General features: G+C 38.6%; 13 protein-coding genes. 3 read left to right on the plus strand and 10 right to left on the minus strand.

What is annotated here, in order from left to right:
* Positions 1 to 14: 14 nt before the first annotated feature.
* The 5 genes from F565_RS0107405 to F565_RS0107425 are packed head-to-tail and all read right to left on the minus strand — an operon-like array spanning position 15 to position 4,493.
* Positions 15 to 917 carry an alpha/beta hydrolase gene (locus tag F565_RS0107405; protein WP_020212574.1) on the minus strand — a complete coding sequence of 301 codons (903 nt, stop codon included), beginning with the start codon at positions 915 to 917 and terminating at the stop codon, positions 15 to 17.
* Between the two features lie 33 nt (positions 918 to 950).
* The gene (locus F565_RS0107410; RefSeq protein WP_020212575.1) at positions 951 to 1,310 is read right to left on the minus strand and encodes a heavy-metal-associated domain-containing protein; all 360 of its coding nucleotides are present in this window, start codon (positions 1,308 to 1,310) and stop codon (positions 951 to 953) included.
* Positions 1,311 to 1,353: 43 nt separating this feature from the next.
* Positions 1,354 to 2,118 (minus strand): TIGR02757 family protein, encoded by a 765-nt coding sequence (locus tag F565_RS0107415; protein ID WP_020212576.1) that lies wholly within the window; start codon positions 2,116 to 2,118, stop codon positions 1,354 to 1,356.
* 39 nt (positions 2,119 to 2,157) lie between these two features.
* Positions 2,158 to 3,831 carry a DUF8201 family protein gene (locus F565_RS0107420; RefSeq protein ID WP_020212577.1) on the minus strand — a complete coding sequence of 558 codons (1,674 nt, stop codon included), beginning with the start codon at positions 3,829 to 3,831 and terminating at the stop codon, positions 2,158 to 2,160.
* Positions 3,831 to 4,493, minus strand: a complete 663-nt coding sequence (locus tag F565_RS0107425; RefSeq protein ID WP_020212578.1) for an ABC transporter ATP-binding protein — start codon at positions 4,491 to 4,493, stop codon at positions 3,831 to 3,833. The genes F565_RS0107420 and F565_RS0107425 overlap by 1 nt, the downstream gene beginning before the upstream one ends.
* Positions 4,494 to 4,630: 137 nt before the next feature.
* Between F565_RS0107425 and msrA the strand changes: the two genes are divergently transcribed.
* Positions 4,631 to 5,305, plus strand: coding sequence for a peptide-methionine (S)-S-oxide reductase MsrA (msrA, locus tag F565_RS0107430; RefSeq protein WP_020212579.1), 675 nt, complete (start codon positions 4,631 to 4,633; stop codon positions 5,303 to 5,305).
* A 205-nt stretch (positions 5,306 to 5,510) separates the two neighbouring features.
* Here the strand turns inward: msrA and F565_RS0107435 are convergent, their stop codons facing one another.
* The 3 genes from F565_RS0107435 to F565_RS0107445 all read right to left on the minus strand — a co-directional run bounded on the left by F565_RS0107435 (position 5,511) and on the right by F565_RS0107445 (position 7,682).
* Positions 5,511 to 6,614, minus strand: coding sequence for an AI-2E family transporter (locus F565_RS0107435; RefSeq protein WP_020212580.1), 1,104 nt, complete (start codon positions 6,612 to 6,614; stop codon positions 5,511 to 5,513).
* Positions 6,615 to 6,747: 133 nt separating this feature from the next.
* Positions 6,748 to 7,035 (minus strand): DUF7683 domain-containing protein, encoded by a 288-nt coding sequence (locus F565_RS0107440; protein WP_020212581.1) that lies wholly within the window; start codon positions 7,033 to 7,035, stop codon positions 6,748 to 6,750.
* A gap of 104 nt (positions 7,036 to 7,139) precedes the next feature.
* A complete protein-coding gene (locus F565_RS0107445) occupies positions 7,140 to 7,682 on the minus strand; it encodes a hypothetical protein (RefSeq protein WP_154652558.1) in 543 nt (180 codons plus the stop codon).
* A gap of 147 nt (positions 7,683 to 7,829) precedes the next feature.
* Here F565_RS0107445 and F565_RS0107450 point away from each other — a divergent pair, with 147 nt between their 5' ends.
* On the plus strand, positions 7,830 to 9,692 hold the full coding sequence (locus F565_RS0107450) for an ABC-F family ATP-binding cassette domain-containing protein (protein ID WP_020212583.1): 1,863 nt from the start codon (positions 7,830 to 7,832) through the stop codon (positions 9,690 to 9,692).
* 65 nt (positions 9,693 to 9,757) lie between these two features.
* On the plus strand, positions 9,758 to 10,396 hold the full coding sequence (locus tag F565_RS0107455; RefSeq protein WP_020212584.1) for a hypothetical protein: 639 nt from the start codon (positions 9,758 to 9,760) through the stop codon (positions 10,394 to 10,396).
* Here the strand turns inward: F565_RS0107455 and F565_RS0107460 are convergent.
* Together F565_RS0107460 and F565_RS0107465 are read right to left on the minus strand one after the other, a co-directional pair.
* On the minus strand, positions 10,393 to 10,647 hold the full coding sequence (locus F565_RS0107460; RefSeq protein WP_020212585.1) for a DUF7218 family protein: 255 nt from the start codon (positions 10,645 to 10,647) through the stop codon (positions 10,393 to 10,395). The genes F565_RS0107455 and F565_RS0107460 overlap by 4 nt on opposite strands.
* A gap of 158 nt (positions 10,648 to 10,805) precedes the next feature.
* On the minus strand, positions 10,806 to 11,507 hold the full coding sequence (locus F565_RS0107465; RefSeq protein ID WP_020212586.1) for a hypothetical protein: 702 nt from the start codon (positions 11,505 to 11,507) through the stop codon (positions 10,806 to 10,808).
* Positions 11,508 to 11,704 lie beyond the last annotated feature (197 nt).

Here is an 11,704-nt window from a genome sequence, read left to right on the forward strand (position 1 = left end):
TTGTTTGCTTATGGTTACAGAAATTTATTGGCAATCATCCAGTTCTTTAAATTATCCATCCACTTATCTTCGGTAGTTTTATTGTTCATGCCATAGCCGTGACCTCCATGCGGGTACAAAAGCATTTCGCTGTATACCTTGTTTTTAATGAGTGCCTCGTAGTAAGTTATACTGTTACCAACAGGAACTACAGTATCATCGGCAGAATGTACTAAAAACGCAGGAGGTGTTTGTGCATTTACCTGCAACTCATTCGAATATTGTTTAATGGTAGCTTCGTTAGGGTTTTTGCCTATCAGGTTATCACGGCTGCCCATGTGGGTAAGGTTATCAGAAAAACTGATTACAGGATAAATAAGTATCGAAAAATCAGGTTTAAAAGACGTGTGTTTTGGATTCTCAATAACTTCCCTGTTGTATTGTGTAGATGCTGTTGCTGCAAGGTGCCCACCTGCCGAAAAGCCCATAATGCCAATTTTAGCCGTGTCAAGGTTCCATTCAGTAGCACGCTCGCGCACCATCTGGAAAGCACGCTGCACATCCTGTAACGGCCCTATGCTCTTGTCTTTCATAATAGAGTCGTTTGGCAAACGGTATTTTAAAACAAAAGCTGTTACGCCTATGTTGTTTAATGCTTTGGCAACATCGGCACCTTCGTGCCCCATTGCCAGTGCCCCATAACCGCCGCCGGGACAAATAATAACAGCACTGCGTTGTGCACCCGGTTTTAATGGTTTATAAACGGTAATTGTAGGTATAGATACGTTAACGGTATGTACATAGCCCTTTGTGCTGTTTATTTCTTTGTTAGGAGCTGGCTTGCTGTTAGGCACCGTTTTATATAATGGGATAATTTCCTGAGAATGCATTGTAAACATGCCAAAAAGGGCAATTATGGAAGTAATAATTATTTTCATGGTATTCCTCAATGATATTTTAAATTTGAGTGATTATTGTTTCTTACAACAATCGTCGAGGCCTGCGTAAGCAATTGCTTCGGCTTTAACATCGTCGGCATCATAGCCCAGTTTGCTAATGGCCTGTTTTATTTTGGTAAGATTGGTCTTTTTAGAATTATAGGTTACTTTAATAGTCATGGCTTTTTCATCGAGCACTACCATTTGCACGCCTTTTTCTTTCAATAGCGTTCGGTTGAATTTATCGCCGCAACTTTCGCAGTTTTTACAATGGTCGCAATAAATGGCGGTTTTTATAGTAGCTGTTTGTACCGTTTTTTGTTGTTGTGCAGAAAGATTGGTGCTAAACAGTAAAGCAGTAAATGCAATAAGAATGAATTTTATAGATTTCATAATAGTTTGATTTGTTTCAAAAATAAGGAAAAACAAGCGATATCTAAAACCCTTCAAAAACACCCAATCCAAAAAGGGCGAAATCATATTTTACAGGATCGTCTTTATCAAGGGCGCGTAGTTGTGCATCGAGTTCTGATAAGGCTTTTGCATCATTCTGCTTTCGGGTGAGCAAGCCAAGTTTTCTGGCAACATTGCCGGTATGTACATCAAGCGGGCAGGAAAGCAGGGCAGGCGAAATATTCTTCCATAGGCCCAGGTCTACACCGGCGTTGTCGTTTCTAATCATCCACCTTAAATACATATTTATCCGTTTTGCAGCAGAGCCTGCCAGTGGGTCGCTTACATGTTTTTGCGTACGGTTTTGATGCTCAACCTCAAAGAAAACTTTTTTAAACTGATTGATGGCAGGTTGCAGGCTATCGGAGTTCTGGTGGATCGTAAAAACACCCTCAAGCCCGTTGTGCTGGGTATAAATATGTTTTAAGGCAGTAATAAAAGTGGTAAAATCGCCTCCGTTAAAAGTGCGGTGCACAAAAGTTGCCAATGGTTCTAAATGATTTTGGTTATGGTTCATAACAAAATCATACGGGCTGCTGCCCATAAGCGCTACCATTTTTTTTGCGTTATTAATAATCATTTTCCTGTTTCCCCAGGCAATAGTGGCGGTAAGGAAACCGGCTATTTCACGGTCTTCTTGCAGTGTAAAAAGATGCGGAATCTGAACCGGGTCTGATTCTATAAAATCGGGGTTGTTGTATTGCAGTACTTTATCATCTAAAAACGATTTTAATTCTAAAATATCCATGGTCTCTTGCATGGTGCAAAGGTACAAAAATGCAGTAAATTATTTTTTAGGTGTTTTGGCAGAGTAAAACCCATCTTTAATGTCTTTGGTACGCAATTGAGGTGTAATACCAAGCCTTTTTTGCATAAATTCAATTTGAACCCTGTTTACGCAGGGTAGAGGGCCATTAGCGGTACCAAAAAGCAAAAAGTTATGTCTGGGCGAATAATACTCCAGGTTTCCTGATCTCACTTTTTCAAACTGCATGTTGGGGTATTTAGTAATCGTTTCGGGCAGGTATAACTGTTGAAAGGTAATTTTGCTTTGTTCATGGTGGTGCTTATTTGTTGTAAGCGCAGATAGGCCAAAACTAAAAAAAGTGACAAATATCATTGAGGAACCGGCAACAACAATAATTTTATAAACACCGGCATTTACTTTTATATAATTATATAACGCTGCAATAACAAACAAAGACCCTGTTAGGGTTAAGTGCAAAAAATACCTGAACTGTGGCGAAGTAAATAGCACAGCCAAAAAATTTACAAGCAGTGCCACATAGGCCAGGCGGTATTTTTTGTCATTAATAATGCAAAATGGCATAATAAAAAGTACTGCAAGAGTAACCTTATTTACTATGCCGGCAAGCCCATCCTGTTTTATCCAGTATAAAAGTTTGGTTGTAATAGCAGTTCCTTCGGGCAGTAAGCTGCCGTTACGCTTATAGCCATAACCGCTATTTATATAGGCCATTAAATCAAGCAGTTCTTTAGGGATTGCCCAGTCTGAATTTGTTTTAAAAAAACCAAACGGATACAAAGGGTAACCACTCGATAGTATGTTTTTAAAAACCCATAGCACCATTATGGGCATGGCGGCTGCAAGCGCAAATTTTATGTTTTCTTTTTTTAAAAGCCCGGTTATAAATATAAGCCCTAATGGTGCTATGGTAAGTTTTATAAATACTAAAAATGTAAACAGCAGTAATGCAACTTTAAAATTACTGTTGCTGTTATTGTCCTTAATATAAAGATGCAGCACTATTGGGGTTAATAAAAGCAGGGGTAAATCTGGCGAAGGTACATCTAAAAACAGGAAAGGAAATATAGTACATAATGGCATAAAACTTAACCAATATTGCTTTCCCGGCTGGCTTAATGCATGTCCTTCTGTAATGCAGTATGCCATGCATAGTATAAAAACAAAACCGTTAATATCGTTTATCCTGCCGGTTAAAAAACTAAAGTTAGTGCCGGCCTGTAGTACATGCCATGCCGAATTTTGAGCGAAAAATATATGCAGGTTGGCAATTCCTTTTACAAAGCCATACTGGTTAAGCCATTTAATGGTTTGTATATAATAACCCTCATTGTCTATTATAAATGGGTATTGCGCGCTTTTTAGCAATGCGCCAATGCTTACTATGGCAATTACAATTTTTAAATAAAGGGGAAGCTGCATGAGGCTTGTATAAAATGCAAGTAGCTGCTGCTTTACCTGCGCCTTGTAATAAATGCCGCACGATAAACTTAATAATGACCATGTTAAAAGGCTTGGAGCTCCTAACGGAAAGAAAAATGCAGTAAGTGTAAAGCCACATGTTAAAAGTACCACTCCAAGCAGCCAGGTAATAACTGTATTTTGAGTTTTAAGTTTTAACACATTAACAGTTATTATACCTAACGGAAGTGTAATTATAAATAAAAAAAGCCAGTATGCCGCTATAACTATCATTATGGTACTATATGTCCGTCGCTCATTACCAGTTTACGGTCGGCCATATCGGCAAGCTGGGTGTTGTGGGTAACAATAACAAAGGTTTGCCCCATTTCGTTACGCAATTTAAAAAATAAATTATGCAGATTCTCGGCCGAAGCTGTATCAAGATTGCCAGATGGTTCATCGGCAAAAATAACTGCCGGGTTATTTATAAGCGACCGCGCTACCGATACACGTTGCTGCTCACCACCCGATAGTTCTCCGGGCTTATGGTTTATGCGGTGCGATAAGCCTAAGTAATCTAAAAGCCTTTTCGCCTCTTTTTCGGTTTCGGCTTTGGGTTTATTAGCAATATAAGCAGGAATACACACATTTTCGAGTGCCGAAAATTCCGGCATTAACTGGTGAAACTGGAATATAAACCCCAGCTTAAGGTTGCGAAAATTAGATAATGCCTTATCTTTCATGTGCAATACATCCTGTCCGTCTATAGTTAGAGAAGTATCTGCCTTAGGGTCGGCTTTATCAAGTGTGCCCAGTATTTGTAAAAGAGTAGTTTTACCGGCACCAGATGCACCTACTATAGATACTATTTCGCCTTTAGGTATGTAAAGATCTACCCCTTTTAATACGTGCAGGTCGTCATAATATTTATGTATATTTTTGGCTTCTATCATTAGTGCGGTTTTGCACAAAGAAACAAACATTTTAAAACATAATAAATCTTTTTTGGCACAATATTTCGTATGTATACTTGTAAAGTTTAGTTAACAACCCATAGCGGGCAAACCCAACAATTAATTTTTAGAGATATATGAAAAAAATAGCAGCCGTATTACTGGCAATGTTTGCTATATCATGCCAGGGCGCACCAGATGCCAACCCTAAAGCATTGGCAAAAGTTACTGATGAAGTAAAAAAAGGAGATATAAAAAAGGACAATGCTAAAACAGAAACTGCCATATTTGCCGGTGGCTGTTTTTGGTGTACCGAAGCCTTTTTTACCGACCTTAAAGGGGTAGAAAAAGTAGTATCCGGCTACATAGGCGGTACTGTTGCGAACCCCACTTACAGGCAGGTATCATCTGGCGCGACAGGTCATGCCGAGGCTATAGAGATTACCTACAACCCTAATGAGGTGGCGTATGAAGACTTGTTAGAGATATTTTTTGCCACACACGACCCTACAACCTTAAACAGGCAGGGTAATGATGAGGGTACGCAATACCGCAGCGAAATATTTTATACCACGCCTGCGCAAAAGGCATCGGCGGAGAATTTTATTAAACTGCTTACCGACCAGAATATTTTTGAAGGTAAAAAGATAGTGACTAAAGTATCATCTGCCGGCAAGTTTTATCCTGCAGAGGATTACCATCAGGATTATTTTGCCCTAAATGGCGATCAGCCATATTGCCAAATGGTTATTGCACCAAAAATGGATAAGCTTAAAAAGAATTATAAGTCGAAACTTAAAGCTGTAAAGTAGTTTAGGTTTGATGTTAATGCAAATCGCCCGGGAGTTATTCCGGGCGATTTTTTTTATGGTTGATAGTATCAATTTTTACATGGCCCGCCAGTTTAGAGAAGCGGAGCTTCACCTATGTTTTCTTTTAAGAAGCATAGAATAATTATAAAATCTATGTCTCTATGTGGTAAATTTAATCTGACTGTAAGATTTAAATTTAGTAGACTTACTCCTCCAACGGTGGCAATTCCTCATCGGCAGGGATCTTACTTTGGGTTTCGGCAAGGTCGTCTTCGCCAAGCACCATTCCCCACGGCTTAAGGCCCTCTACACGGTCGAAGATCACTTTAGCAATGGCAATAACCGGGATGGCAAGAAACATACCTGTAATGCCCCATATCATTTCACCCACTACAAGCCCCAATACGGCGGTTAAGGTATTAAGCTTAACTTTAGAGCCTACTATTTTCGGCATAATATAATTGCTGTCTACAAGGTGAATAACTATCAGGGCAATAACCACAAAGAGTACGTGACTGGCATCGGCAGTGGCAAAGGTTACCAGTACCGATAGCATTAGCGATACAAATATGCCCACATAAGGTATAACGTTAAGTATGCCTGTGAGTATGCCTAATAAAAAGGCATATTTAATACCCAGTATGGTAAACACTATGCAGCTAAGTACAGCTACTATAGCCATTTGCAGCAACAACCCAAGAATGTATTTACGTATAATATATTGTATACGGTCTACCACTTCGCGCACTACAACGCTATGATTGTCATGAAATAAAGCCAGTATAAAGCGCAGTAGCAGGCTGCGGTGCATGAGCAGGAAAAAAGTGTATAGAAATATAAACACCATAAACAACAGTGAGGAAGACAGCGATATCAACGTAGCACCTACAAGGGCGGTACCGCGGCCTAAAGCTTCAGATGTGGTGTTGTTTATATATTCGGCCTGCTTGTCGTTATCTATATGAAACGAGTGGGCAATCCATGTTTGCAAAGCCTCAAGCGATTCCATAAGCTGTTTCTGGAAAGCGGGAATATCCTGTGTAAATTCAGATAACTGGCTACCTAAAAGTACCATAACCCCGCTAATAACCCCAACAAGTACTATAAGTACTACAAAAGATGACATAGCTCTTGGGAACTTCATTTTACGTTCCATAAAGTTGGCAAACGGTATAAGCAGCATGGCAAAAAGTAGCGCAATAATAAGCGGTGCCAGTATGGTTTTGCCTATAATGGCAATGTAGCCTAAGGCAAGTATGCTAATGGTTATGTGAGCCAGCTTGGTGTAAAACGGAGTAGATTTTATCATGAGTAGTTGGGGTACTTAACTTGGGTTATCAAAACTACTCGTTTTTTGTAAGTCCTGCTATTTATTTAATTTCAAATTGGGAATTTTGATGCTTAAATCTCCAAATCTAATTCAATATCCGGTGATATTATATTTAATCTTTATATACTCCAAATCTTGCCAAGGTATATGTGTATTTTTCAAAATTAAAATTGATATTTTCTTTTAAAATAGCCTTTAGTTTAATAGCCTCTTCTTGTTCAATTTCGTAAGCAAATATAAGTTCGTAATCGTCGGCAGGTTCAGGAATAAAGATGGTCAGCAAATCATCCAGAGATATATAGCCTATATTAATTTCAGTGTACAGGGTTTCGTCTATACCATCCCATTCCTCAATAAATGTTTCAATCCTAAGCAGGTTTTCGCGTGTGTATCTATTCATGGGCAGGAAAGTTTACTTTCGTTTACACGAAAGTTTAAAAAAGGTATAAGTTGAGATATTGTATAATATCGTATAAATATTTACATCATTAGTTACGAAGTTATTTAGTCCTTTATCCATTCAGCAGCTTCATTTCTTATATGTATATCAAAATGATTTAAGAACATGTTTTTTAGGACCCGCGAATCGCCGTAATCATTTTGATATTTAATCAAATCCATAGATTTGTTAACAGCAAAAAATGTAGCTTCATCATAGTCACTTACTTCATATTTGAAACCAGTAGTTATTTTAAGGAAACTGAATAATTTTAATTGTCCCTCTCTGTTCAAATCCTTGAGGTGTTTCTCTTGGTGCCAAAATAGGTCCAGCACTACCTCTATAACCTGTTCGTTAGTAGTGTGTGTGTTTTTAGAGAAATTTTTTATTACAAAATCCATCATGGTTAAATATACCGGCTGATAATCATGATAGCCATTGTCTACTGTGGCCACTAAATGCGTGATGAATGAAAACCGGTTCCATTTGTTTTCAAGAACAGCTTCCTGCAGTTTAGCATTAAGTATATTCACGAAGTTATCCTGACTCGCTATGGCATGCAACGCCTCGAAATTCGGGAATATGATAGTGCCTGAATAGGGTGTCAAATCGCTTTTTGCTAAATAATAATCAAAAGAATGCATAATTAATTTTAAGGAAACTGCTGTTCAAATATACAAACAATCTTCAATTCGTAATTCGTAATTTTTAATTCGTAATTAATAAGTTACTTTTGCAAAAAAAAATATCCCAGCGTGAATTACCTTTCAGTAGAGAACATATCCAAGTCGTTCGGCGAGCGTACCCTTTTTGAGGGTATATCTTTCGGTATCAATAAAGACCAAAAAATTGCTTTCGTGGCAAAAAATGGTAGTGGCAAGACCAGCATCCTTAAAATTATTAATGGTGATGATACGCCCGATACCGGTCAGGTAATTATCCGCAAGGAAATTAAAATGGCATTCCTGTCTCAGGAGCCTAACCTGGATCCTGAACTAAGTATTGAAGAAAGTATATTTGCGTCGGATAGTGAGATTCTTCACGTTATAGAGGCGTATGAAAAAGCATTGGAAAACCCCGATGATGGGGTGGCTTACCAAAAGGCTTTTGAGGGTATGGAGCAACACAATGCCTGGGATTTTGAAACGCAGTATAAGCAAATCCTGTCGAAGCTTAAAATGGACGACCTTAAACTTAAGGTTAAAAGCATGAGCGGTGGGCAAAAGAAACGCCTTGCACTTGCTATTATCCTTATTAATAAGCCCGATTTGCTTATCCTGGATGAGCCTACCAACCACCTTGACCTTGAAATGATTGAGTGGCTGGAGAATTATTTTGCCAAAGAAAATATTACATTATTTATGGTTACGCACGACCGTTTCTTCTTGGAGCGTGTGTGTAACGAAATTATAGAGCTTGAAAACGGTAAGCTATACCAGTATAAAGGTAACTACAGCTACTACCTTCAGAAAAAAGAGGAGCGCATAGCTGCCGAAAATGCAAGTATAGATAAGGCACAAAACCTTTTTGTTAAGGAGCTTTCATGGATGCGCCGCCAGCCTAAAGCACGTACTACCAAGAGTAAATCGCGCCAGGACGACTTTTATGTTATTAAAGAAAAAGCACAAAGCCGCCGTAAGGAGCATGTGGTAGAGCTTGAAATTAACATGGAGCGTATGGGCAGCAAGATTTTAGAACTGCATAATATAAGCAAGGCTTTTGGCCCTAAAAAGATACTCGATAACTTTAGCTTTAACTTTAAAAGAGGAGAGCGCATAGGTATTATAGGTAAGAACGGTACAGGTAAGTCTACATTCTTAAATATGATTACTCAGCAGCTTCCTGTAGATAGTGGTAAAGTTGTAGTGGGCGATACTATTAAAATAGGTTATTATACCCAGAGCGGTATTAACCCCAAAGAAGGCCAGAAGGTTATTGATGTTATTAAGGAGTATGGCGAATATATTCCGCTTAGCAAAGGCAGGACAATAAGTGCTGCACAGCTTTTAGAGCGCTTTTTATTCGACCGTAAAAAACAATACGATTTTGTAGACAGGCTTAGTGGTGGCGAGCTTAAACGCCTTTACCTGTGTACGGTACTTATACAGAACCCGAACTTCCTGATACTGGATGAGCCTACAAACGACCTTGATATTGTTACGCTTAATGTACTGGAAAGTTTCCTTTTAGACTATCCGGGATGTTTACTTGTAGTGAGCCACGACCGTTACTTTATGGATAAAATTGTAGACCACCTTTTTGTGTTCAGGGGCGAAGGTATAGTAGAGGATTTCCCTGGTAATTATAGCGATTTCCGTAGTTATGAAGATAGTGCCGAACCTGCAAAAGCCGAACTTAAACCCGTGGGCGACAACAAAAACTGGAAACAGAACAATGTAAAACCGGGCCTGACATTTAATGAGCAAAAGGAGTTTACAAAAATAGAAAAGGAACTTAAAGACCTTGAATATGAAAAGCAAACCATAGAAAAGCAATTTTCTGACGGGTCTGTTGCTGATAAGGACATTGCCCAAAAAGCAACCGACCTGGAGAAGGTGCTTAAAGCGATTGATGAGAAAACAGAACGCTGGTTTGAGTTAAGCGCAAAATTGGAATAATATTAAGTTGGCAGTTTTCAGTCGCAGTTTGGCAGCTGAAAACTGTGACTGAAAACTGTGACTAAATGAGGATAGCGTCCTACATATCTTTTCTTTACAACTCCGTAAACGAGCACGGGGTGCATTCGCCGTTTGTGTTTGGGCTTGTTACTAAAGGGTTTTACAGGAAACAGCCTTTGATTACCGATGTTAAGTATAATCCTGTTGTGGGATTAAACAATAAGACTTTAAATATATTATTTAGGGTAATAGCTTATTTTAAATCGTATAAACTTATTGTTTTAGGAGATGATGTCGTTGCAACCGCAGTAGCCGAAACCATGCGCCAGGCTGCGGAAGAGATAAACACCAAGATATGGTTTTATTCTACCTATGTGGCAGTACCGGGAGGTGTAGAGCTTGCCATACTTGCCGGCAAAGATACCGATTCTCTTTTACCATTAATGCAACAGCTTAAAAGCGATATAAATAATGACAGTATTGCTGTTGTTGCGAACATTCATGAAAGTGATGCTATGGTGCAGGCATGGGAAGCCATAAAAAAAGACCCAAATGTAACGGTCAGTGTAGACGCGTATCATTTAGGCCTCCTGTTTTTTAGGAAAGAGCAGCAAAAACAACATTTTATAATCCGACCTTCAAAATCAAAAATTACAGATGCTCTTTTGGGCATCCGTACCCTGTGGGGGTTATTGCTACGCTAATTATTTCTTAGGGCTTTCATTAATTCGGCTTTAGTCATTTTAGACCTGCCTTCTATTCCCACTTTTTTAGCTTCGTCATAGAGTTGCTGTTTGGTTTGGTCTTCATAAGCTTTGGCTTTGCCGCCCCTGTGTTCTGCCTCCTTACTGTTAGAAATCCTGGCACTTTTTTCTTTACTGTAACCTTTGTCTCTAAGGGCCTCGTACTGGTCTTTATCCTTAACCTGTGGGCCCGGTGATTTTCTTCCCGGCATAACAATAGTATTTAATTGGTTTCTATACTATAAAGGTACTAAATGGTAAAAAGCTAAAGCGTTAACCATCAGCTAAAAGTAAGCTAAATAAACGCAAAAAATAAGGTGCACCCTTTTGGGGTACACCTCATCAAATATTCAGGAATCGAGCCTGATTATTAGTTTGCAGCGTCTTTAGCTTTTTGGTTTTCATCACCTTTAGCCGTCATACGTTCCCATTTAAATTTAGGGGCAAATTTAAGTTTAAGGCCAGCAATTTTTCTGTTATCTTCACCTGTAAGGCCTTCTTTCTCTACAGTATTTTTTCTTGCATCAAGAGCTTCATACCAGGCTTTTACTTTATCAAAATCCTGTCTTGAATACGACTCATGGTTAGCATCAAATGTATCAACAAATTTTTGGTACACACTAAGTATGTTGTCTTTATTAACCCATCCAAATTTCATATCATTTCCTACTACGTTACCTGCACCAAAGTACATATCGGCCATAGAGTTTCCGGTTGCCGGAGCAGTATTGTTAGCAGCAGCTTCTTTTTCCATTTTAGCTTTAGCGTCAGATTCGGCTGCGGTTTTTACACCTTCATATTTAGATTTTGTTTCATTAATCCTCTCCTGAGCTTTTGCATCATTTTCAAGTGTTGCTAAAGCAGCTTCAGCTTCGGCAACCCTTGCCTGATATCCGGCTTCTATAGCAGCCCAGTTAGCAGATCTTTCGGCAGCATCAAGGCTGTTTACAGAGTCTACATATACCACATAATGGTCTACATTTTTTTCGGCAGTGTCTTTTGCCTCATTTTTGCAAGATGCAAAACCTGCTGCTATTGCGGCAGCTCCTAATACTAATTGGAAACTTTTCATAATGTTTATTTTAAGTGTTTGTTACTTTTGATGATTCAAATATCGTTCGATTTTATTATCTATAAAAATTTTAAGCTTTTTATTAAGAATAGTTTAGTAAAATTGTGCTTATTTTAATAATTTTAATATTATGTTAACGTATCAATATGTCGTAAAAGTAAGGTTTGTAATTAAGCGTTATTATTGTGCTATACATT

The sequence above is a fragment of the Flavobacterium rivuli WB 3.3-2 = DSM 21788 genome (assembly GCF_000378485.1).
GTDB lineage: Bacteria > Bacteroidota > Bacteroidia > Flavobacteriales > Flavobacteriaceae > Flavobacterium > Flavobacterium rivuli.